Origin of the sequence: Rothia sp. P100 (assembly GCF_023712425.1) — a bacterium.
Taxonomy (GTDB): domain Bacteria; phylum Actinomycetota; class Actinomycetes; order Actinomycetales; family Micrococcaceae; genus Rothia; species Rothia endophytica.
In genome coordinates, this window is record NZ_JAMAYG010000001.1 from 276309 (window position 1) to 298122 (window position 21814).

A 21814-nucleotide genomic window follows, 5' to 3' on the forward strand; every position below is an offset into this window, starting at 1 on the left:
CCTAATGGCGACCACCGCGCAGAAAACTACCGAGGTGCGCAACACAAAGCAACGACGTGCGGTGGCCGCTACTCTCGATACTCTCGAAGATTTTATTTCAGCTCAGGATCTGCACCAGCTTATGGTCTCTAAGGGCGAGTCAGTTTCTCTTGCGACGACCTACAGAATTCTTCAGTCTATGCTTTCTGCTGGCGAGGTGGAGTCCCTCAAGACAGAGGAGGGTGAGGCTATCTACCGCCGTTGCGAGTCTGAGCACCATCATCACCATTTACTCTGCCGGGTATGCGGTGCGGCGGTTGAGTTTGAGGTTCCCCAGCTTGAGGACTGGACCCTAAAAATCGCTGGCGAACACGGCTACACCGAGGTCAACCACACCATCGAGATTACCGGCGTATGTGGCAACTGTTCAGCTGGTTAGATATAAAAAGCCCGCTCTAAAATGAGCGGGCTTTTTCGTCCCCTTATGCGGCGGCGGGGGTGTGCTGAATTTCCTTGGGCTGTGTACGTCCTGAGGCGCTGTGGCGCTGACGTACGGCGCGGATTACTCTGCAGACTACGAAGATAAAGAAGGAAATGCTGGTGACGTAGGGGCTAATGGGAAGGGACCCAGCCAGTGCCAGCATGATGCCACCCACCATTGCAATCTCAGCGAAAATCACGGAAAGAATCAGAGCTTTGAGGGGGGACGCCGTTACCTGCAGGGCAGCTGCAGCGGGAGTAATCAGTAGGGCAAGAACCAGCAAGGAGCCCACTACCTGAACTGAAAGAGCGGTGGCGATACCCAGAACAATCATGAAGGCAAGAGAAAGCGTGCGAAGCGGCACGCCTTTTGCCCGAGCTACTACCGGATCAAGCGAAGCGAACATGAGGGGACGCCACATGAGGGCCAGGACACCAACAATAACGATTGCACCAATGATCATGGTGGTGAGCTGTGCGGAGTCTACCGAAACAATTTGACCGGTCAGCAGCGAGAATTTGTTGGCAGCTCGGCCTGAGTAAAGAGAGAGGAAAAGGATACCCAGCCCCAACCCAAAAGGCATGAGAGCTCCAATCACAGAATCATTTTCGTGGGCTTTTGAGCCCATGAGTGCTATCAGTAGAGCTGAGGCAATGGATCCCACCAGCGAACCGGTGACCACGTTATAGCCCAACAGGAGAAATAGCGCAGCGCCAGCAAAGGACATCTCTGCGATGGCGTGAACGGCAAAGGCGTGACGGCGCATCATGACAAAGATACCCACAAAACCACCGATAATGCCCAGCACTGCACCGGCGAAAATTGACTGGTGCAGCAGTACCACCAGCTCACCGTAGCGATCGAAGACAAAGACTTCAGAGACGAAATCTGTAAAAGTAATATTGAGTTGCACGGCTATGCACTCCGATCGGAGGTGACGGGGCGGTGTATTTCATTGATGTGGGGCCCGTGAATCAGGTCTTGTCCCTGGATACTGCAGTGATGGTCTTTTTCAGAGTGTTCCCCGCCTACTACAACATAGCGTCCGTTGGTGTGTAGGACAGAAACAGGTGTTTGGTATAGATCGGTGAGCACCTCAGAGCGCATGACCTCTTCTACGGTTCCTACGGTGAAACGTCCGCCGGCCAGGTAAAGCACCCGGTCAACGTGTTCAATAATCGGGTTGATTTCGTGGGTCACAAAGATAACCGTGGCGTTGTGTTCACGGTTGTAGCGGTGGATCAGCTCAGAAACAGCGTACTGATGGTTAAGATCCAGCGATAGCAGAGCTTCATCAGCCAGCAGAATCTGAGGATCATTAGCAAGAGACTGGGCTATCCGCAGACGCTGTTGCTCACCCCCAGAGAGAAGACCGATGGGCACATTAGCGTACTCAGTGGCTCCCACAGCTTCCAGCAGTTCATCCACTTTCGCCCGGTAATTCTTTCGCGTCAGGCGGAAGCCCCAACGGTGACCGTCCACCCCGAGCCCCACAAAATCTCTAGACCGGAGCGGTGTCTCAGAGCCGATTGCTCGTTGCTGAGGCACGTAGCCAATCCCAGAGTTTCCAAGGTGGGCAGGTTTACCGAGCACCGTTATGCTCCCCGAGCTGAGGGTAGTCAGTCCCAAGACCGTCTTGATGAACGTGGATTTGCCCGACCCATTGGGCCCGAGCACTGCAAAGTACTCGCCCTGTTGGATCTCAAGATCAAGATTTTGCCAGAGGACTCGGTGACCAAACGAAAGCCCGCCCCCGCGTACTTTTACGGCAGGGACGAGCTTAGACGGAGTAGAAGACATAGGTTTTATGCTACTGCCTTTTCAATGTTTTCGATGTTGCCTGTCATCCACTGCACATAGTTTTGGCCGTCGGGCAAAGTTTCCGAGAAGGAGGCAGTGGGTACGTGCACGCTGGTTGCAAAGTCCCAGATTTCTCTGGTCTGAGCTGTCTGGGTCTGTTCGTTAAAGGCTAGTAGATCAGCCTGCTGACCGGTCAGCACGTCTTTTGCTTCCTGTATAGTGAGCGGGGCGATGTCGCTGTTGGTTTCAACGGCCTCTACCAAATCATCGGGGGTGACATCGGTGTAGCCGGCATCCTCAAGGAGGTAACCTGGCACGGGCTCCGTGGCCAGGTAGTTACGTTCTTGAGTGGCTAGCGCCTGGGTTCGCTCCAGCAAACTTTCGAGTTCAGTAACTATCGCGGACGCCCCGTCGCGGTAACTCTGGGCATTTTTTGCATCAAGGGTTGCGAGGTCTTCTGCTACCTGGTTGGTCACCTTAATCATGGTATCCAGGTCATACCAAACATGTTCATTGTAGGTGTGCGCGTGGTCATGTTCAGCTTCTTCACCCTCATGATGGGCATGTTCCTCGTTGATATGTGCCAGCTCTTCTTCATCAAAAAGCTCGGACACTTCCACTGCATTTATAATGATCTGTTCTTTGTTATCGGAGCCCGCCATCTCTTCAAGGAAAGTGTCATACCCACCACCGTTGAGCACCACCAGGTCAGCGTCTTTTACGTTAAGACGGTCAGAGCTGGTTGCCTCGTAGGAATGGGGGTCTACTGCGGTTGAGGCAATGATGGGCGTTACTTCTACATGATCACCGGCAATCTGGGTGATGAGATCAGCATAAACATCGGTGGTGGTGACAACTTTAAGGGTGCCGTCATCGGCAGTGATGCTGTCGCCGGCTCCGCATGCTGAAAGCATCAAAGTTGCTGCCGATAGGAGGGAGATTGCACGTAGAGCCTTTTTCATCGTTTCCTCATCTTCTGCATTAGGTTGTTGTAATTCACCCTAGAGTAAATGCGAATCATTCGCAAATGAATGTCGGATGCTTTCGACCACAGAAAAGGTGGCACCACCGCCCATCGCGGTGCCACCACCTTTTCTATGGCAGAGCCATTATTTAGTCGCCAGCGCGGCGTGATGCCGCCTCCTCCCTGCGGCGCACGTGGTCCTGTGTGGTGTCCTTGATTTCACCCACCAGCTCCTCGATTACATCTTCAAGGAAGATTACACCTACGCTCTTGCCTTGGGCATCGACCACGTGCGATACGTGGGCGCGGTTGCGTTGCATGATAGCCAGTGCATCGTCAATCTCAGTTTCAGGACTCACAATGGACATTGGGCGTAGCTTGCTCCAGGCAATAGGCTGATTTACCCTTTCACCTTCGTAGGCAAGTGCATCCTTAATATGTAGGTAGCCCATGTAGGTGCCGTCTGCGGGATCTTGCATGACGAATCGGGAGTAGCCGGTCTGTGCCACAGCCTTTTCAAGATCCAGCGGAGTGCAGGGGAAGTTTAAGGTGATCAGGCGATCGCGTCCCACCATAATTTCTTTTACGGATTTTGTACTGAACTCTAGCGCCCCAGAAAGTACGCCCGAACCATCATCAACGGTGCCTTCAGCGGTGGACTGCGCCACGATGCTTTGCAGCTCATCCAGGGTGAAAGTTGATGACACTTCAGCCTTAGGCTCCACTTTCATTAGCCTCAGGGCGTGGTCAGCAATCCAGTTCAGAATACCAACGAGAGGTTTGAGTAGCTGGGAAAGAGTTACTAAAGAAGGTGCAATCAATAGAGCGCTGCCTTGAGCGGCCGTTGAGACTGCCATGTTTTTGGGCACCATCTCGCCGAAAATAACGTGGAGATAGGTCACCAAAATGAGTGCGAAGGCAAAAGCTAAACCGCTGGCTAGTTCGTAGGGAATGCCCATATTTTCAAGAGGACCAGCTACCAGGTGATGGATGGCAGGTTCTGAAACGTTCAGAATGAGCAAAGAGCATACGGTAATACCCAACTGGCAGGTTGCCAGCATGAGGGATACATTTTCAAGTGCGTAGAGCACTTTGATTGCACGCTTGTTTCCCGTAGCCGCTATGGGTTCTACTTGCGAACGTCTGGTCGCCATGATGGCAAACTCCGCACCCACGAAATAGGCATTACCTGCTAGCAGTACAAAGAGTAAGGCTATTGCTACCCAGTCGTTCATGCCTGCGCCTTCTTTCGGTCAATATCGGCGAGGTTTTCAGCCGGGTGAGGGGTGTAGCGGATGCGATCGATGCGGCGCTGTTCCATCTTTTCAATTTTGAGTGTTCCACCGGGGAGGGGCAGCGTATCCCCGGTCTCGGGAATCCGGCCCAGTTTGTCCATCATGAAGCCACCCATGGTTTCGTACGCGGGGTCGTCTTCAATATCTAGAACGTTGATGTACTCGTTGATTTCATCCGGCCTCAATAATCCAGAGAAGAGGTAGTCGCCGTTTCCTACTCTAAGAGGTCGGCTGTCTAGCGAGTTGGTGTCGTGTTCATCGGACACCTCGCCGACGATTTCTTCCACGAGATCTTCGAGGGTAGTGATACCGGCGGTTCCGCCATACTCATCGAGCACTACAGCTAGCTGCAGGGCACCTTCGCGCAATTGTAAAATCAGGGAGTCGAGGTGGACTGTTTCAGGCACCTGTAGAACATCTTCCATGAGAGCGCCAGCTTCTAGAGAGTCACGGCGCTCTACGGGCACGCTGACCGCTTTTTTAACGTGAATAACACCTACGATGTTGTCCTGGTCTTCGCGGTAGAGAGGAAAGCGGGAATGCCCAGTGGTGCGCGCCAGATCAATAACATCGCTCACCGGAGCAATATCTTCAAGCATGATGACCTTGCGGCGAGGGGTCATCACGTCTGCTGCGGTTAGTTCAGAGAAGGAAAGGGTTTTATCCACGAATCGGGCGGTATCTGAGTCCAGAGTGCCGAGGTCTGCTGAGCGACGCACCATGGATGATAGTTCCTCAGGTGAGCGTGCGGCAGACAGTTCCTCTTTGGCCTCCATGCCGAAGCGGTGAAGAACCCAGTTAGCCGAGCCATTAGCTGAACGGACGATAGGGCCCATTATCTTGGTAAAGAGCAACTGAGCGGGTGCTAGAACCCTCGCTACGCGATAGGCTTCAGCGATAGCGAGGTTTTTGGGAATCAGCTCACCAATAATCATGGAAAGGAGGGTTGCAAAGACCATCGCGCCCACCAGCGAGATTAGACGAGCAGCACCCTCGGAGAAACCCCAGGAGGCGATGGTGTCGGTCGTCAGAGCCTGCAGTGCACTGTCCAGGGTATAACCGGTCAGCAGAGTTGTGAGAGTGATACCAAGCTGACAGCTGGAGAGCTGAGTAGACAGGGACTTGAGGCAGGCTAGAACCTTAACTCCCGCTTTATCGCCGCGTTCAATTTCCTGTTGCACCTTGGTCTGATCCAGTGCTACCAGTGCGAATTCGACCGCTACGAAAAAACCGGTGCCCAGGATGAGCAGAAGACCGAAGATGAGAAGTAGCCATTCCACTAGATTGTCACTCCTTGAGTTTTCGTCACTCTGAGAGCGAATGTAGACTTCGAAGTGGCCAGGGGCTGCGAGGTGAGCGTGAAGGCTCTAACCTCGTGAGGCCGCATCTTAGGGCGGCAACTGTAAGGATCGTCCATGGTGTCTTATTCTAGCTAAAACTTGTGGAGGCTTGCACGGTCAAGAGCCAAGTTCTCTGCCTGCGAAAAGCGTTAGGTGAGCGACTCTATACCAGTTAAGTTTCCACCAAAACGCACCCCAAAGGTAATGTATTGGTCATTTTGACCGCCAGTTGGCAAAGCTTTCACCTGAAAATATTGCACGCTGCGTGTCATATATCGTTCGCTGTGTTGGACGTATGGCCTTATCACTTCTAAACTGTACAAAGATATGCGTTACATCACGCACCCAATGGAGTGTGCGATGAACTCGCAGGCGCGCCAGTCGGTGCGTTAACTGTAATCACAAGAGATGGAAGAGGCGTAAGTCCAGTGCCAAACCAGTCAGAGCGCACAGTACCCGAAGAGTTCGCGGGTAACGAATGGCTTGTCGAAGAGCTTTTTGAGAAGTTCGAGACAGACCGAAACTCGGTCGATGAAAAGTGGTGGCCCCTCTTCGATCAGTGGGCTGGCACCGGCGCTAGCTCTGAAACCGATCAGAAGTCAACCCCTATAGAGCAGACACCCGACACTGTTTCCCCCGGCCCAGAGACCGTAGCCAAGGTCGAAAAGTCTGGTTCAGCGGTTCTTCCTGCGGCTCAGGAATCTAAGCCTGCCACTAAGCAGCCGGTGGCAAAGTCCACTACTGCCCCCTCCAAGGAAACTTCTCAGAGACCTGCGAAGGCGCCCGAAGCACCGGAAGAGGATAAGGTCGTAACCCTCCGCGGGCCAGCTAAGGCTGTAGCCACCAATATGGACGAGTCCCTGAGCGTCCCTACCGCCACCACGGTGCGCGCGATTCCCGCCAAGCTTCTCATCGATAACCGCACTGAGATTAACAGCTACCTCACCCGAACTCGTGGTGGAAAGGTTTCCTTTACCCACATCATCGGATACGCCATCATTCGCGCCCTGGCGAACTTCCCCTCCATGAATGTCAGTTACGGCGAGGACGCCAAGGGCAAGCCTGCTGCTATCCAACACGCTCACGTCAACTTTGGCCTAGCCATTGACCTTCCTCGCCCTGACGGTTCCCGCAATCTGGTCGTTCCCAACATCAAGGGAGCTGAGAAACTTTCCTTCTCAGAGTTCTGGAATGAATACAACGACATCGTTAAGCGTGGGCGCAATGGTGAGCTGAGCGTCGAAGACTTCAAGGGCACCACTGTTTCACTGACTAATCCCGGCGGTATCGGCACCGTCCACTCGGTCCCCCGCCTTTCAAAGGGTCAAGCCGCGATTATCGGCGCAGGTGCATTGGACTACCCCGCTGAATACCGCGGCACCTCAGAGAAGGTCATCGCCCGCAATGGCGTCTCCAAGATACTGACCCTCACATCCACCTATGACCACCGCGTCATCCAGGGTGCTGGCTCGGGTGAATTCCTTAAGATCGTTGAGCACTACCTCTTAGGTGGAGATGGCTTTTACGACCAGATTTTCCAGGATCTTCGTATCCCCTTTGAACCGGTCCGCTGGGCCCGTGATAACCAGGTAAACCCTGAATCAGAGGTCTCCAAGGTTGCCCGCATCCAGCAGCTGATTCACGCTTACCGCGTGCGCGGTCACCTGGTCGCCCAGACCAATCCCATCGGCTACGAGATGCTCTCCCACCCAGACCTGCGCCTAGAGAACTACGGCCTTACTCTGTGGGATCTGGATCGCCACTGGCCTACCGGTGGCTTCGGTGAGAACGAAACCTTGGCTCTACGCACCATCTTGGAGCTGCTGCGTGAGGCCTACACCGGAACCCTGGGTGTGGAGTACATGTACATCGAAACCCCAGCGGAGCGCGCCTGGTTCCAGGAGCGCCTAGAGCACGGCTACACCAAACCCAGCCGTGATGAGCAGTTCCGCGTTCTTGGCACCCTCAATGCTGCTGAGGCCTTCGAAACCTTCTTGCAGACCAAATACCTTGGTCAGAAGCGCTTCTCACTAGAAGGTGGCGAATCCCTGATTCCTCTTCTGGATTCAGTGATTTCTGAGGCAGCGGATTCCGGCCTCAACGGTGTTGGTATTGGCATGGCTCACCGCGGTCGTCTCAACGTGTTAACCAACATTGCCGGTAAGTCCTATGCCCAGATTTTCCGTGAGTTCGAGGGTCAGATGGACCCCCGCCTCACCGGCGGCTCTGGCGATGTGAAGTACCACCTGGGCACTGAAGGTCTCTTCACCTCCCACAACGGTAACCAGACACAGGTCTACCTGGCAGCTAACCCCTCCCACCTCGAAGCGGTCAATACTGTGCTTGAGGGCATCGTCCGCGCAAAGCAGGATGTTCTGGCCGAGCAGGGTGTGGGCGGCTACCCCGTTCTGCCCATCCTGGTTCACGGCGATGCGGCCTTTGCTGGCCAGGGTATTGTCATGGAAACCCTGCAGATGTCAAGGCTGGACGGATTCACCACCGGCGGCACCGTTCACATCGTGGTTAACAACCAGGTTGGCTTCACCACCACTCCCCGTGAAGGACGCACCGCCACCTACTCCACCGATATCGCTCGTATGGTTCAGGCTCCTGTTCTGCATGTCAATGCAGATGACCCCGAGGCCGTCGTCCGCGCAGGCGCCATCGCTTTTGAGTACCGCCAAGCCTTCAATAAAGATGTCGTCATTGACCTGGTGTGCTACCGCCGCCGTGGTCACAACGAGGCTGATGATCCCTCGATGACCCAGCCCAAGATGTACCAGCAGATTGAGCAAATCCCTTCTACCCGCAAGATTTACACCGAGGCCCTGGTTGGCCGTGGTGACATTACCAAGGAAGAAGCTGAGCGCGTACTGCGTGACTACCAGGGACGCTTGGAGCAGATCTTTACCGAGACCCACGAAGCTCAGTCCTCATCCGCTCCGCTGGTGACCGCTGACGCAGCTGCTGTTTCAAACATTGAGCGTCCTGCTGCCCAGCAGAACGAAGACTCCGTCCAGGTGGCAGGTTCCACGGCAATTTCACCTGAAGTTCTCGCACAGATCGGTCAGGCTTTCGGCAATGTCCCTGAAGGCTTTACCGTGCACAAGAAGCTTAAGAAGCTCCTTGAACAGCGTATAGCGATGTCGACTGAAGGTGGCATCAACTGGGGCTTCGGCGAGCTTGCTGCCTTCGCTTCCCTACTTCTTGAGGGTAAGAATGTTCGTTTGACCGGTCAGGACGTTCAGCGCGGCACCTTCGTGCAACGTCACTCTGTGCTGCACGATAGCGTGACCGATGAAGAGTGGAACCCGTTGCAGAACCTCTCACCCACCCAGGGTAAGTACACCATCTACAACTCCTTCCTCTCGGAATACGGTGTGATGGGCTTCGAGTACGGCTACTCCGTTGAACGCCCCGACTCATTAGTGCTCTGGGAAGCTCAGTTCGGTGACTTTGCAAATGGTGCGCAGACCATCGTTGATGAGTTCATTTCATCGGCAGAGCAGAAATGGGCTCAGCGCTCATCCCTCGTGCTGCTCCTTCCCCACGGCTTTGAGGGCCAGGGCCCTGACCATTCATCTGCCCGTATGGAGCGTTATCTGCAGCTGTGCGCCGAGAACAACATGACGGTAGCTGTGCCATCCACCCCGGCGTCCTACTTCCACCTGTTGCGGCGCCAGGCACACTCACGCCCCCATAAGCCCCTCATTGTGATTACTCCTAAACAGCTTCTGCGTCTCAAAGCGGCGGCTTCCTCGGTGGAAGACTTCACTCAGGGCAGCTTCAAACCGGTCATCGAGGATCAAGCTAACCTGTCCCCCAACGAGGTAACCAACCTGGTCTTCGTTTCGGGCCGCCTCTACTACGATCTTGAAGCAGAGCGGGCCAAGCGCAAGGACCAGAGCACCGCCCTGGTACGAGTAGAGCAGCTCTACCCGCTGCCGGTAGCAGAGATTAAAGAGCAGATTGCAAACTACCCCAACGCAGAGCTTGTGTGGGCTCAGGATGAGCCGGCCAACCAGGGTCAGTGGCCTTTCATGGCGCTGAACCTTATGCCTCTGGTGGATTATAAGATTCGTCTTATCTCGCGTCCTGCCGCGGCGTCCCCCGCTGCTGGTACCGGTAAGCGCCACCAGCGCGAGCTCGATAACCTCATTTCAGAGGTCTTTGACCGCTAAAAGCTAGGCACTGAGGAAAACGGGCGGCCAGCCTTTATGAGGTGGCCGCCCATTTTCTGTCTCTTGTGCAGTGTTGAGTGATGTCACGGTGTGCACAGAGGCTGCAGGAGGGTTTAGACTGGGTTAGAACTGTACATATTCACAGCGGTGCCACTAGGCGCCAACTGACCAGAAAGATATACGTGGATCAGCGAAAAATTCGTCTTGTAGCCGTTGGCGATGATCTGCTCGCAGGCGTCGGGGATCCCCGCACCCTCGGGTGGTTCGGTCGAGTCATGGCGCGCACCCCTCAGACCTCAGCTTCGATTGCTGCTTACAACCTGGCTGCTCCTGGTGAAGGTAGTGAGATGCTCAACAGCCGCTGGTTTGAAGAGGCATCTCGTCGTTTCGCGCAGGGTCATGAAAACCGTCTGGTCATTGCGCCTTCTAGCTATGACATTGATTTAGGCATGACCAGTGCCCGCTCACGCCTCAATCTTGCCAACATGGTGGATATGGCGTCGCAGAATAACGTCAAGGTCCTTGTTGTGGGCCCGCCCCCCACTCTCGATACTGAGCGTAACCGCAAAATTGCTGACCTCTCAGCCGCTTACGCGGATGTGGTGACCCGCCGTAACCACGTCTATGTTGATACGTTCAACCCGCTTCTGCATCACGAACAGTGGCGTAACGATCTAGCCGCTAATGACGGGCGCCCTGGCCAGTCAGGCTACGGCCTCATCGCATGGCTGGTGTTGCACCGCGGCTGGTACAACTGGTTGCAGATTTCAGAACCTGTTTAAACACGAGAATCAGGCGCCCCTTTCACCGAGCTTACGTTCACAACCTGGCTCGTGAAAATGCAAAGCGTGCCGAGATATGCGAGAATAGGCAGAAGTGCCATTTAATGGTGCTACCGACCAATAGCTGCGCTACCCCGGTACTGCAGTTCCACCTTTATCAAGGAGGCTCATATGAGCAAGCGCGGTCGTAAGCGTAAGGATCGCCGTAAGGGCGGCGCGAACCACGGTAAGCGCCCCAATTCATAAGGCAATAAAAAGGGCCCTCACTTAGGTGAGGGCCCTTTTTCATGGGTAGATTTACCTCGTGCGTCTAAGCGTTAGGGTGCTCGTGGTGACCTTCAGAGTGAAGCTCGTCTATGCGAGCTCGAATTTTCGAGGTAAGGCTGGTGGGAGCTGTCTCTGTGCAGGTTCGGCGTATCGCTTGCCGGATAATGCACTCAAGATCATATTCTTTAGCGCAGTGGCTACATTCGGCCAGGTGCGCTTGTAACTCTTCCAGATCCTGACAGCTGATGGGGTCATCAAGGTATTCGTAGATACTGGCGAGTCGTTCAGCGCAGGGATTGTCTGCGGTGCTGGGGAGGGTTTCATTCATGCGAATCTCCTTTCCTTTTGTCTTTTTTATATACCCGTGATACCGCGGTCAGTAGCATAGTCGGACAACAAATCTCGCAGGAGCTTACGCCCCCGGTGAAGCCTGGACATCACCGTTCCGATAGGCGTGTCCATGATTTCTGAGATTTCCTTGTAGGAGAACCCTTCAACATCTGAGTAGTAGACCGCCATGCGGAAATCCTCTGGAATGGCTTGCAGAGCCTCTTTAATATTGGAGTCAGGTAGGTGTGACAGGGCCTCTGTCTCGGCTGATTCTAGCCCCTTGGAATCGTGTGCGCCCGCTTGAGCCAACTGCCAATCTTCTACAGTGTCAGTATTCGCTTGCTGCGGTTCACGTTGCCGCTTGCGGTAGACATTGATGTAAGTATTCGTCAGAATACGGTAAAGCCAGGCTTTTAAGTTGGTTCCGGGCTTGTACTGGTGGAAGGCTGAAAAGGCTTTCATATAGGCCTCTTGCACCAGGTCTTCAGCGTCCGCGGGGTTACGGGCCATGCGCAGGGCTGCAGCGTAGAGTTGGTCTACGTACTGCAATGCTTCGCGCTCAAAACGTAGCTTTCGTTCAGCGTCGGTCTCCGGTGCGGCGCCGGAGGCACCTTCCGCAGCTTCAGGTTTACCTGCCACGGGTGAGGTTGTGGTGGTCATTGCCCTCCAATTGTCTTCTTTCGCTGATTTCTAACTCTACCGGTGATGACACTGTGGCACGAACGTCCTATAGGGTTCAAGGTACAGCGGTTAGCTTTTATTCCCAGGTACAGTTTTTCAGTAGATGTTGCGCAGAGCGCACCGTTGAGAAGTATTTATTATGTAAGCTTAGTGATAGGTAGAAACTGCCGATTCCCGCGCGAGGGAAAAGCATTCTAATGAGGAGGAACTCATGTCACTAGTACGCCGTTTGGCCCGCCCTATGTTGGCTTCAAGCTTTATTGTTTCAGGGGTGGAACGTTTGCGTGACCCAGATTCAACTAAGCACCTGTCCAAGGCAATCGGCCTAGCGAGCAAGGCTGCACCTCAGCTTCGTGGGCTAGAAGGCCAGGAGAAGCTAGTCGGTCAGGCTTTAGCAGGTTCACAGGTTGCAGCTGGCGCTCTATTTGCCCTCGGTAAGCTACCGCGTTTCTCATCGACTGTCCTGCTCGTTACTGGCGCAATCAATGCCTACGTTGAGCATCAGGCTTCTGAGGCTCAGACAACAGAGCAGAAGTCAGCCCGCCGCCAGTCAACCGTCCGTAACGCATCGTTACTAGGTGCTGTAGCTATTGCTTCAGTAGACACCGATGGCAACCCCTCATTTGCCTGGCGTGCCAACAGGCTAGGTCAGCAGGTTGCTAAGAAATCATCGCAGCTGGCTGGTGACGTTAAGGACGCCAGCAACGATGCCCACAAGAAGGTTGAGAATCTCTTTGCCTCCTAGAGCAAGTTTTTCTAGGCATTCATAGTTCGAGAAACCCCGCACCCTATCGGTGCGGGGTTTTCGACTGTCTATCGAGGGACCCTAAAATGGTGAGTACACTGTGAAACAATGTAGAACGGAAGCAGGTATTGGCGTAGTGAGCGTGAATAATTCAGCGATGGCATCTGGCGACTGGGGAGCACCAACTCTGAGTGGCGCCGCGGATGCCTCAGCTCTGGTGGAAATTCCCGGATCTAAGTCCCTCACCAACCGCTATCTGCTTCTAGCCGCTCTAGCGGAAACCCCTTCCCTGATTCACGCCCCCCTGCATTCTCGGGATTCACAGCTCATGGTTCAGGCTCTTACCCAGCTTGGTGCCAGATTCGAAGAGATTCCAACGAACTCCTCTTTTGGACCTGATCTTAGGGTTCATCCCATTGATTTTTCAGCTCCAGAACGTTCGGTTTCAATTGATGTGGGTCTGGCAGGAACCGTGATGCGGTTCGTTCCACCGGTTGCGGCGTTGCTTTCAGGCTCTTTTGCTTTCGACGGTGACCCCCATGCCCGTCAGCGTCCTATGGGTCCCGTTATCGATTCGCTTCGTGCCCTAGGCGCCCAGGTGGAAGATGCCGGTGTAGGTGCCCTCCCTTTTACGGTTATCAGTGATGGTTTGATTGTTGCTAGCGAGCTAGAAATCGATGCTTCCGCTTCATCTCAGTTCGCTTCTGCGGTCTTGCTCGCGGCCTGCCGTTTTGAAAACGGCCTGACCCTTCGCCATATAGGCTCACCCATTCCTTCTATGCCGCATGTCGAGATGACTCTCGAGACCATGCGCCAGGTAGGTATTGACGTTTCTTACGATGGGCAGAACACCTGGCAGGTTGCAGCCGCACGGTTCCCTGGCTTTGAGGTGACGATAGAACCTGACCTTTCGAATGCTGGGCCCTTTCTGGCAGCTGCCGTAGTTAGCGGTAATACAGTTATCATCCCCCGCTGGCCGCTTGAAACAACTCAGGGCGGTAATCACTGGCTTGAGATTCTCCCGGCCTTTGGGGCCGCAGTATCCCTCGAGGGTGGAGAGCTAAGGGTGACCGGCCCTGCTGCGGGAGCCTCCTCCCAGTACCCCGGCCTGAACTGGGATTTATCAGAAGCCGGTGAATTAGCGCCGACCGTTGCCGCTATCTGCGCCCTGGCCAGCACCCCCAGCGTCCTTTCGGGTATTGCCCACCTTCGAGGCCACGAGACAGATCGCCTAGCCGCTCTTACCCAAGAGATTAATAGGCTTGGCGGTCAGGCTCAAGAAACTGCTGACGGCATTCGAATTGAGGCACCGGTAGAACACGGTGATTTCTTCAGAACCTACGATGACCACCGTATGGCGACCGCAGCAGCCATTATCGGGCTGCAGGTTCCCGACGTCGTGGTGGAAAATGTAGAGACCACAGCCAAGACGCTACCGGGGTTTACTCACTTATGGCAGAACATGCTGGACCAGTGGAAGGGGGCTCAGTAATGCGCCGGCACTGGGATGAAAGCGATGTCAAAATTCGCCCCAACAAAAAGGGCTCACGCCCCCGCACTAAAGACCGACCAGCCTATAAAGAAGCCACCATCGGCAGAATTATCACCGTAGATCGGGGCCGTTACACCGCAGTGGTAGATGAAGGTACCGCCCAGGAACGCTCAGTAACAGCGGTCAGAGCCAAAGAGCTACGCCGCTCCCCTATCGTGGCGGGAGACAAGGTTGGTCTCGTAGGAGATATCAGCGGCAAACCCGATACACTCGCCCGCCTCATCCGCATCGAAGAGCGCACTAACCTCCTTCGCCGAAGTGCCGACGATACTGATCCGGTCGAGCGTGTTGTCGTTGCCAACGCTGACTACTTGGTTATCGTAGTAGCCGCCGAAAATCCTGAGCCGCGCACAGGGTTCATCGACCGATCCCTGGTCGCAGCCTTTGATTCCGGTCTTAAGCCAATTCTCTGTATCACCAAAACTGATCTCAAGCACCCCCAATGGCTGCTAGATTACTACCGGAATGTCGATCTGACCATCCTGCTATCAAAGGCTGTGGACGGCAGGGCACCCAGTGAACAGGGTTCAGAGGGGCTCGATGTGTCTCTGGTTGAGCAGCTCCACACCATTTTGGACGGTTCAGTCTCGGTGCTTCTGGGCCACTCAGGTGTGGGTAAATCAACCCTTGTCAATGCACTGACTGGCGCTGAGCGAGCTACGGGGCACGTCAACGCTGTGACGGGTAGGGGGCGGCATACTTCCTCTTCAGCCCTGGCTTTGCAGCCCCGTGACAGCAAAGCTGGCACCTGGATTATCGATACTCCCGGGATCAGATCCTTCGGGCTGGCTCACGTTCCCGTAGAAAACCTAGTCGCAGCTTTTAGCGACCTAGCCCCCGGCGCGTTAGACTGCCCAAAGGGCTGTACCCACTCCCTTACCGCCCCCAACTGTGGCCTTCAAGCATACGTAGAGGCTGGGCAGGCGGGGGAAGCCGGTGCCGAACGCCTCGAGTCGCTTCGCAAACTACTACGGGTAGATGAGCAAGAAGGCGATACAGAAAAAGAACTTGGCAATTTAGAACATTAACGAGCAACTATGAATACAAATTACACCGATGACTTGCGCCTGGCGCACATTATGGCGGATACCGTTGACCGGCTGACCCTGACTAAATTCAACGCCCACGATTTCACTGTGGAGACCAAGCCAGACCTCACCCCCGTTACAGACGCTGACCGTGAAGCCGAGCAGCTCATCCGCTCCCAGCTCTCACGGGTACGCACCCGTGATTCAGTGTTAGGCGAAGAATTTGGTTCCACCGGCACCTCCCCCCGTCAGTGGGTTATCGACCCCATTGACGGAACCAAAAACTTTGTACGCGGCGTCCCGGTCTGGGCTACCCTCATTGCTCTGCTGGAGCACGGTAAACCGGTAGTAGGTGTGGTTTCAGCGCCGGCATTGCAACGACGTTGGTGGGCTGCAGAGGGCACGGGGGCCTACACCGGCCGCTCACTTGCCAAGGCAAAACGTATTAGCGTGTCAGCGGTTAACCGACTGGAGGATTCTTCTTTTTCTTATTCATCGCTCAGCGGGTGGAAAGAACTGGGTCTGCGGGACAGCTTTATCGACCTTACCGATCAGGTGTGGAGGACCCGCGCCTACGGAGATTTCTGGTCCTACTGCATGGTCGCTGAAGGTTCTGTTGACTTCGCTGCTGAGCCAGAGCTCAACCTTCACGATATGGCTGCTCTTGTGCCCATTATTAAAGAGGCAGGCGGCAGTTTTACCTCTCTAGCAGGTGTAGAAGGGCCTCACGGTGGCAACGCACTGGCTTCCAACGGCAAACTTCACCAGGAGGTTCTGAACTATCTAGGGACTGAAAAAACCATGGGTTAAAAGAAAACTGCCGGGGTCATCAACCCCGGCAGTTTCTTTATTAAGCATTCTCAGCGACGCATTCTGCGATTGCCTCTTCATTACCTGAATATAAGACTTCGCAGTTAGCTTGCTCGGCGACTCTCATGAACCAAGAGGTCACCAGTAGCATGCCAATGGCTAAAGGTATACAAAGAGCTCCGGCGATGATACCGCCCCAGGCCATTCCGTTTGTTCTGCCGGTGAACTGTGTTCTTTGACTGGCTGACTTTTGCCGCAGGGCTACAATTCCAAGCACTAGGGCTGTGACTGCGGGAATCGTAGCCAGCAGTGCCAAGCCGCCAGCAAGCAAAACTGTCATATAGGCGGCAGCGGCGCACATGATTGACATGAATGCGGTGAAGTAAGCGCGCCCGCGCTTATCGCGGGTTATTTGGCCGTAAGGTCGGCGGTAGGCTACTGGAACCCGGTAGGCTTCAGGCTCACCTGGGGTAGAAAGGTCATAGGGGGCAGCCTGTGGTGGCTCACGGTACGGCTGGACGCCGGACGCCCCAGCCATGGGGGCTCTTGGTGGCTGCTGAATCTGGGGCACGGCTTCCTGCTTTCCACTCTAATGTGTTCTCTAAGTCTCTATAGGTTAGATTATCAGTTCATCCAAGGACCAGAGGCCTTATGAGGAGTCCGGTTCGATTGCACCAGCGGCAAATAGGGCCCGTTTGGGCATGCCATAACCGGGGGTAGGGTTAGTGCTATTAGGGGGTCAGCGGTAAGAAAGCGTGCTTCACGGCTCGCCTAAAGAGTTCTCAGCGCTCTCAACGAAGAACCGGCAGTGACCAAGAGCAGATTTTTTTAATACGTTGCTGACCAAACTCATCAAATCTACTTATCAAGTGCTTGCCTATCGAGATGTCTCTCTTCCCCCCCCCTGAGACGATTGATGAGAGCACTCGTAAAAACCATGGACGAGATCTTGAGCCTTAATAGGCGCCCTGGGGTTCAGGAAGCAAACGAGAGTGATAGCTAGACCAACCCCGGGTTTTCACTGTTCGAGGCTCTCTCAGCCTATCTGTGTCTTTTAGACACAAAAAGCCCCCTGAACCTATATTTCAAGGGCCAGAGGGCGGTCTGTGGAGATGCGGGGAATCGAACCCCGGTCCGATGTGGCGTCAACGGGTCTTCTCCGTGCGCAGTTTGTGAAAGCGGTGTTTTCGGCTACCCTGCTTGCGCAAACACTTACAGGGCCTAACCTATTCACATAAAAGTCCCGTTTACCCCTGTGAACTGGGCAAACAGCAGTGGCCTTTTAAACTGATGGTAGTGACTGAGCCAAAGGCATGCTCAGGCTACCAGACTGCATCGCTGGGTTAATTAGGCAGCGAGTGCGAAGTCAGTGCGCTTAGATTCTGCACTTATTTTTTTGCAGAGGGCGTTAACGAGATAACTCTGCATCCTCGGCACGCTTCATCCATTTCAACTCACATCGTCGAAACCGATCATCCCCATATTCTTTTATCAAAGAACCCGAATAAAACGTTACCTAGCAGCCTCTAACGATGTTCTCGTATAAAAATGCCAGCTCGTCATTACTCGGATACCCCAGTCTACACTTGTCCTCTACCCGTGTAAAGGTAGAGGACAAGTGAGTCGTTTGAGAAACACCCAGGCTTAGTTATCGGAGGTGCTGATTCCCATCTGCTGATTGATGCACTGCTCTAACGCAACCTGATCATTAGAATAATCAGCGCATTCCAAAGCAGCTCCGCCTGCCCATCCAAAGAGTATTCCCATAACGATGGCAGCGAAAAGACCCAGTGTGCTGAGGACGATGCCGGTAATAGCCATTCCCTTACCATCAGCTTGACCCTTGTTAGCTTTCACCAGAGCAACGATGCCCAGGATTAGACCAACCAGACCAAAAATACCGCCAATCAGCATCCAGCCGCTGAGGAAGGCAAGGATACCGAGCACCAGCGCTGCGATAGCCAGCCCCTTCGGCTTGGGCTGCTGGTAAGTGGTGTAACCGTTAGCTCCGTAAGTTGGCTGCTGGTAGCCCTGTGAGTAGTCAGTAGCGGGCTGGTTGTAGACTTGCTGCTGAGCTCCGTTGTAGGAAGGGGTATTCGTTGAGTAGTCAGTTGGGTTGCTGCCAGTAGCTGCCTGGGATCCAGCCTGGCTAGTTGAGTTAGGCTGACCATCGTTGTTTCCTGAAGCAGAGTACTGCCCGGGTACGTAGTCGCCGTAAGGGTTTTCGTTGTTATTTCCGGTGGTCATCATTTACTCCTTGAGTGTTTGGTTGGGTCTTAACCAAGATTCTTATAGCGCATAGCTTTGTGAGCTTCAAGGTTATCCTGCCGCTCACGAAGCGCTTGGCGCTTATCATAATCGCGTTTACCGGTGGCTAGCGCGATTTCTACCTTGGCCTTACCGTTGGTGAAATAAAGCTTGAGCGGCACAACTGTGTAGCCGCTTTCGCGTAATTTCTGGGCAATTCTATTAAGTTCGCTGCGGTGCAACAGCAGTTTACGCCGGCGGCGGGATGTGTGGTTGGTCCACGAACCGCGGCCGTATTCTGCGATATGGATATTCTCTAGCCATAGTTCATCGCCGTACATCTGGCAGAAACCATCGGTGAGGGATGCTCCACCATCTCGTAAGGATTTGACCTCTGTACCTAGGAGCACCAAGCCGGCCTCCCAGGTTTCGATGATGTTGTAATTGTGCCGAGCCCTGCGGTTGGAGGCGACGATACTATTATTTGGGTCAGCCTTAACAGGTTTTTTCTTAGCCATTCTTACTCTTTGTCTTTTCCTTCAGCTCGTGCAGCAGCTCGCCATCGTACCCCAGCATCAATAAAACTATCTAGCCCTCCGTCAAAGACTGCACTGGGGTTGCCTTCTTCATGGTTGGTGCGTAGATCTTTAACCATCTGGTAGGGGTTTAGTACGTATGACCGCATTTGATCGCCCCAACTTGCCTTAACATCGCCGGCGAGTTCTTTCTTCCGGGCGTCTTCTTGCTCTTTTTGGAGGAGTAAAAGCCGTGATTGAAGCACTCTGAGGGCAGCTGCCCGGTTTTGTATCTGAGACTTTTCATTTTGCATCGAGACAACTATTCCGGTGGGAATATGCGTCATGCGAACCGCTGAGTCAGTAGTGTTGACTGACTGGCCACCTGGTCCAGATGACCTAAACACATCAATTTTTAACTCGTTCTCAGGGATATCTACGTGGTCAGTCTGCTCAATGAGGGGTATTACCTCGACTGCCGCAAAACTGGTCATTCGTTTTCCCTGGCTATTGAAAGGCGAGATGCGAACAAGGCGGTGTGTGCCAGCTTCAACAGAGAGACGTCCGAAAGCGAAGGGTGCTTTGACCTCGAAAGTCGCTGATTTGAGGCCGGCTTCCTCAGCATAGGAGGTATCCAAGATATTAACCTCGAGCCCGTTGCGTTCAGCCCAGCGGGTATACATCCGTAATAGCATTTCAGCGAAGTCAGCTGCATCAACACCACCGGCCCCAGCGCGGATTGTGACTACAGCGTCACGCTGGTCGTACTCCCCAGAGAGCAGGGTTAGTACTTCAAGCTCAGCCAGCTTGGCACGAATAGTGCTTAGCTCTTTTTCGGCATCTGCAAGTGCCTCAGCATCGCTGTCTTCTTCACTGAGCTCAACCATGATCTCAAGCTCGTCCAGGGCTTCTTCAATTTTGAGGAGGCGGGCTAAATCTGCTTGTTTATGGGAGAGTGATGATGTTATTTTTTGGGCGTTCTCGGGGTCATCCCAAAGCTCAGGTGCACCAGCTTGCTCTGAAAGGTCTTCGATGGCACGGCGCATACCTTCGATGTCGCTTACCTCTGCGATGGAAGCGTAGGTTGATCGAAGGTCTCTGATTTCAGCTGAAAAGTCTATGGATGCCATGGGTATTAAGCCTATCTGAAATTTATAAGCTCTGTGAGTTTCTTACCGCCATTTTACTCAAGGGCAGAAAGTAGAGCAGCGGGGAGCTTTTCTCTACTGTTGCTGGGTGGTCTGAACGCGTGCTCTGCCGGTAACGGTGATGGGGACGCCATCAGGAACCACCACCGACAACAAGGGCGGATAGGCCGTTGAGTTGAGTACCACTACAGCCGTATTGGAGGTGGAGACACCTGTAGCGGGATTAATAATTAGGTTATTAAAATCAGATGCTGCACCACTCTCCCCGATAAAAGTTTGGACCGTTGAGTTAACCGTTGTCGGGTTTAGCCGGGGCACAGCCTCACCTGCTCCTGCAGAGCTGATGCCTTCTACCCGCTGAGCAGCAGCGCTGGCACTCTGATCGGCCAGTGCCTGAAGTCGGTGTCTTTCCAGGTACACTGAGCTCACGGCCACCACCGTGGAGGCTACTAATAAAAGCACGAGGCAGAGACCCACTATGAGCAACAGAATACTGCCCTTCTCGCTGTCTACAGAGTGTTTATTGTGATGGCTTAATAGCAAAGCTCGGTCTCTTAAGCGAACTGCAGTCATTATGAGTAGAGCCCTCCCCAGCTAATAGCTTGAGAAGTCATCGTTGCAATAGTTGGAGCACCTGGCCAGGGTATAAGCGGCAACTGCACTTCGATTGAAACACTGACTGTTAGACGCTCGCCGTTAGCGCAGCTATCTTCGCATCCGAACTGAGTACTGACCTTGCTCGCATCCACGCCGTAGTCACTGGCTGCCCGCTCTGCAACTGATTGGGCAGCACCTTGACCTCTTAGGCTAGGTTCAACTTGTTGCACATACTGAAGAGATTGCTGACTAGCATTAGAAGCTGCAAAAGCTCCAGACTGGAGAGCGAAAACGGAGATGAGAAAATACATGGTGGGCAACATTAGCATGGTACCCAGCACAATAAACTCAATCAGAGCATTTCCGTTCTCGTGATGGTCCGTGCCCGCAGGTGACGATTCATCGGGTTGCCTCTTAGCTTCTGTAGATTCTGCGCGTTTGCTCACCCTAAGCATGTCACTGCTGAACCACGGCATGTCCGGTCACCTCCCAGGATGAGACGAAACCAAAAGGTCCCAGCAAGGGAACAGGTGCTTGAATACGTACCTCAACAGCAGGTACGCCCTGCCAGTCAGTAATTCCTGTGGTGACATCTGCTTGGTAGGAGTCCGGCAGAACACTATATAGAAGCTCTACAGCTCTAGCGCCACCATCTTCTGGCTGTCGATCCAGCAGCGCCCCGTATCGAGCGCCTTGCGAGGCAGCATCCTGCACCACATTTTTTGTGAACATAGCAAACGCTATTTGCAGGACACCCAGAAAGAGTAAGACCACCATAGCCGAAACCATGACGAACTCCGCGGTAGCGTTACCCTTTTGAAGATCCTCGCGCACCATATCTTTAGCGGCTCAGCATCGACATAGCGTTATTAAACATCCCGATGAGCGCATCTTGAGCAACCACAAGAATCGCAGCGACCAAAATTGCGGTCATCATGGTAATCATGACCCAGCCAGGTACATCCCCTCGATCGCTGTGATCTTCCGAAGTAGACGGGGCAAAAAGAGACAACATCACTTTCAGATAGGTTTCGTTCATAAGATTCTTCATAGCGGGGTTCCTTCTTTTCGA

Annotated in this window: 23 protein-coding genes and 1 other RNA gene; 8 read left to right on the forward strand and 16 right to left on the reverse strand. The window is 53.8% G+C overall.

Annotated elements, in window-relative coordinates; all coding sequences use genetic code 11:
* The first annotated feature begins 4 nt into the window (after positions 1-4).
* Complete coding sequence (locus M3668_RS01320) at positions 5-418, forward strand: Fur family transcriptional regulator (RefSeq protein ID WP_251379030.1); 414 nt, start codon at positions 5-7, stop codon at positions 416-418.
* Positions 419-461: 43 nt separating this feature from the next.
* Here the strand turns inward: M3668_RS01320 and M3668_RS01325 are convergent, their stop codons facing one another.
* The 5 genes from M3668_RS01325 to M3668_RS01345 form a co-directional block, all read right to left on the reverse strand.
* Positions 462-1373: a metal ABC transporter permease gene (locus M3668_RS01325; protein ID WP_251379031.1), complete on the reverse strand. Its 912-nt coding sequence runs from the start codon at positions 1371-1373 to the stop codon at positions 462-464.
* A 2-nt stretch (positions 1374-1375) separates the two neighbouring features.
* The gene (locus tag M3668_RS01330; protein ID WP_251379032.1) at positions 1376-2260 is read right to left on the reverse strand and encodes a metal ABC transporter ATP-binding protein; all 885 of its coding nucleotides are present in this window, start codon (positions 2258-2260) and stop codon (positions 1376-1378) included.
* A gap of 5 nt (positions 2261-2265) precedes the next feature.
* Positions 2266-3222 (reverse strand): metal ABC transporter substrate-binding protein, encoded by a 957-nt coding sequence (locus M3668_RS01335; RefSeq protein ID WP_251379033.1) that lies wholly within the window; start codon positions 3220-3222, stop codon positions 2266-2268.
* A gap of 151 nt (positions 3223-3373) precedes the next feature.
* Positions 3374-4459: a hemolysin family protein gene (locus M3668_RS01340; protein ID WP_251379034.1), complete on the reverse strand. Its 1086-nt coding sequence runs from the start codon at positions 4457-4459 to the stop codon at positions 3374-3376.
* Positions 4456-5799, reverse strand: coding sequence for a hemolysin family protein (locus M3668_RS01345; protein WP_251379035.1), 1344 nt, complete (start codon positions 5797-5799; stop codon positions 4456-4458). Before M3668_RS01345 ends, M3668_RS01340 begins: the two co-directional genes overlap by 4 nt.
* 488 nt (positions 5800-6287) lie before the next feature.
* Between M3668_RS01345 and M3668_RS01350 the strand changes: the two genes are divergently transcribed.
* From M3668_RS01350 to M3668_RS11215, 3 genes are all read left to right on the forward strand, one after another.
* Positions 6288-10040 carry a multifunctional oxoglutarate decarboxylase/oxoglutarate dehydrogenase thiamine pyrophosphate-binding subunit/dihydrolipoyllysine-residue succinyltransferase subunit gene (locus tag M3668_RS01350; RefSeq protein WP_251379036.1) on the forward strand — a complete coding sequence of 1251 codons (3753 nt, stop codon included), beginning with the start codon at positions 6288-6290 and terminating at the stop codon, positions 10038-10040.
* A 182-nt stretch (positions 10041-10222) separates the two neighbouring features.
* The gene (locus M3668_RS01355) at positions 10223-10822 is read left to right on the forward strand and encodes a GDSL-type esterase/lipase family protein (RefSeq protein ID WP_251379037.1); all 600 of its coding nucleotides are present in this window, start codon (positions 10223-10225) and stop codon (positions 10820-10822) included.
* A 171-nt stretch (positions 10823-10993) separates the two neighbouring features.
* Complete coding sequence (locus M3668_RS11215) at positions 10994-11068, forward strand: 50S ribosomal protein bL37 (protein WP_377129465.1); 75 nt, start codon at positions 10994-10996, stop codon at positions 11066-11068.
* A gap of 64 nt (positions 11069-11132) precedes the next feature.
* Here the strand turns inward: M3668_RS11215 and rsrA are convergent, their stop codons facing one another.
* Positions 11133-11417: a mycothiol system anti-sigma-R factor gene (gene rsrA, locus M3668_RS01360; RefSeq protein WP_251379038.1), complete on the reverse strand. Its 285-nt coding sequence runs from the start codon at positions 11415-11417 to the stop codon at positions 11133-11135.
* Positions 11418-11443: 26 nt separating this feature from the next.
* Positions 11444-12079, reverse strand: coding sequence for a sigma-70 family RNA polymerase sigma factor (locus tag M3668_RS01365; RefSeq protein ID WP_251379039.1), 636 nt, complete (start codon positions 12077-12079; stop codon positions 11444-11446).
* Positions 12080-12311: 232 nt separating this feature from the next.
* Between M3668_RS01365 and M3668_RS01370 the strand changes: the two genes are divergently transcribed.
* The 4 genes from M3668_RS01370 (at position 12312) to hisN (ending at position 16235) form a co-directional block, all read left to right on the forward strand.
* Positions 12312-12845 carry a DoxX family protein gene (locus M3668_RS01370; RefSeq protein ID WP_251379040.1) on the forward strand — a complete coding sequence of 178 codons (534 nt, stop codon included), beginning with the start codon at positions 12312-12314 and terminating at the stop codon, positions 12843-12845.
* Positions 12846-12981: 136 nt separating this feature from the next.
* Complete coding sequence (gene aroA / locus M3668_RS01375; protein WP_251379041.1) at positions 12982-14337, forward strand: 3-phosphoshikimate 1-carboxyvinyltransferase; 1356 nt, start codon at positions 12982-12984, stop codon at positions 14335-14337.
* The gene (gene rsgA, locus M3668_RS01380) at positions 14337-15425 is read left to right on the forward strand and encodes a ribosome small subunit-dependent GTPase A (protein ID WP_251379042.1); all 1089 of its coding nucleotides are present in this window, start codon (positions 14337-14339) and stop codon (positions 15423-15425) included. The genes aroA and rsgA overlap by 1 nt, the downstream gene beginning before the upstream one ends.
* Positions 15426-15434: 9 nt before the next feature.
* Positions 15435-16235 carry a histidinol-phosphatase gene (gene hisN / locus M3668_RS01385; protein WP_251379043.1) on the forward strand — a complete coding sequence of 267 codons (801 nt, stop codon included), beginning with the start codon at positions 15435-15437 and terminating at the stop codon, positions 16233-16235.
* 40 nt (positions 16236-16275) lie between these two features.
* On the opposite strand, the gene M3668_RS01390 is transcribed toward hisN, so the two are convergent.
* From M3668_RS01390 to M3668_RS01430, 9 genes are all read right to left on the reverse strand, one after another.
* Positions 16276-16806 carry a DUF4190 domain-containing protein gene (locus M3668_RS01390; RefSeq protein ID WP_251379044.1) on the reverse strand — a complete coding sequence of 177 codons (531 nt, stop codon included), beginning with the start codon at positions 16804-16806 and terminating at the stop codon, positions 16276-16278.
* Between the two features lie 533 nt (positions 16807-17339).
* Positions 17340-17715: a transfer-messenger RNA gene (gene ssrA / locus M3668_RS01395) on the reverse strand.
* 164 nt (positions 17716-17879) lie between these two features.
* Positions 17880-18485: a DUF4190 domain-containing protein gene (locus M3668_RS01400; protein ID WP_251379045.1), complete on the reverse strand. Its 606-nt coding sequence runs from the start codon at positions 18483-18485 to the stop codon at positions 17880-17882.
* Between the two features lie 26 nt (positions 18486-18511).
* Entirely contained in the window at positions 18512-19000 is a 489-nt protein-coding gene (smpB, locus tag M3668_RS01405) for an SsrA-binding protein SmpB (protein WP_251379046.1), read from the reverse strand.
* A 2-nt stretch (positions 19001-19002) separates the two neighbouring features.
* A complete protein-coding gene (gene prfB, locus M3668_RS01410; protein ID WP_251379047.1) occupies positions 19003-20127 on the reverse strand; it encodes a peptide chain release factor 2 in 1125 nt (374 codons plus the stop codon).
* A gap of 93 nt (positions 20128-20220) precedes the next feature.
* A complete protein-coding gene (locus tag M3668_RS01415) occupies positions 20221-20718 on the reverse strand; it encodes a pilus assembly protein TadG-related protein (protein ID WP_251379048.1) in 498 nt (165 codons plus the stop codon).
* A complete protein-coding gene (locus M3668_RS01420) occupies positions 20718-21188 on the reverse strand; it encodes a hypothetical protein (protein ID WP_251379049.1) in 471 nt (156 codons plus the stop codon). The genes M3668_RS01415 and M3668_RS01420 overlap by 1 nt, the downstream gene beginning before the upstream one ends.
* A 10-nt stretch (positions 21189-21198) precedes the next feature.
* Complete coding sequence (locus tag M3668_RS01425) at positions 21199-21579, reverse strand: TadE/TadG family type IV pilus assembly protein (RefSeq protein WP_251379050.1); 381 nt, start codon at positions 21577-21579, stop codon at positions 21199-21201.
* Positions 21580-21583: 4 nt separating this feature from the next.
* Entirely contained in the window at positions 21584-21793 is a 210-nt protein-coding gene (locus M3668_RS01430; RefSeq protein WP_251379719.1) for a hypothetical protein, read from the reverse strand.
* Positions 21794-21814: the final 21 nt, after the last annotated feature.

Coding starts and splice junctions, on each gene's coding strand:
- M3668_RS01320 (WP_251379030.1), top strand. CDS start 5: ATGGCGACCACCGCGCAGAAAACTACCGAGGTGCGCAACACAAAGCAA.
- M3668_RS01330 (WP_251379032.1), bottom strand. CDS start 2,260: ATGTCTTCTACTCCGTCTAAGCTCGTCCCTGCCGTAAAAGTACGCGGG.
- M3668_RS01335 (WP_251379033.1), bottom strand. CDS start 3,222: ATGAAAAAGGCTCTACGTGCAATCTCCCTCCTATCGGCAGCAACTTTG.
- M3668_RS01340 (WP_251379034.1), bottom strand. CDS start 4,459: ATGAACGACTGGGTAGCAATAGCCTTACTCTTTGTACTGCTAGCAGGT.
- rsrA (WP_251379038.1), bottom strand. CDS start 11,417: ATGAATGAAACCCTCCCCAGCACCGCAGACAATCCCTGCGCTGAACGA.
- M3668_RS01365 (WP_251379039.1), bottom strand. CDS start 12,079: ATGACCACCACAACCTCACCCGTGGCAGGTAAACCTGAAGCTGCGGAA.
- M3668_RS01370 (WP_251379040.1), top strand. CDS start 12,312: ATGTCACTAGTACGCCGTTTGGCCCGCCCTATGTTGGCTTCAAGCTTT.
- rsgA (WP_251379042.1), top strand. CDS start 14,337: ATGCGCCGGCACTGGGATGAAAGCGATGTCAAAATTCGCCCCAACAAA.
- hisN (WP_251379043.1), top strand. CDS start 15,435: ATGAATACAAATTACACCGATGACTTGCGCCTGGCGCACATTATGGCG.
- M3668_RS01400 (WP_251379045.1), bottom strand. CDS start 18,485: ATGATGACCACCGGAAATAACAACGAAAACCCTTACGGCGACTACGTA.
- smpB (WP_251379046.1), bottom strand. CDS start 19,000: ATGGCTAAGAAAAAACCTGTTAAGGCTGACCCAAATAATAGTATCGTC.
- prfB (WP_251379047.1), bottom strand. CDS start 20,127: ATGGCATCCATAGACTTTTCAGCTGAAATCAGAGACCTTCGATCAACC.
- M3668_RS01415 (WP_251379048.1), bottom strand. CDS start 20,718: ATGACTGCAGTTCGCTTAAGAGACCGAGCTTTGCTATTAAGCCATCAC.
- M3668_RS01425 (WP_251379050.1), bottom strand. CDS start 21,579: ATGGTGCGCGAGGATCTTCAAAAGGGTAACGCTACCGCGGAGTTCGTC.
- M3668_RS01430 (WP_251379719.1), bottom strand. CDS start 21,793: ATGAAGAATCTTATGAACGAAACCTATCTGAAAGTGATGTTGTCTCTT.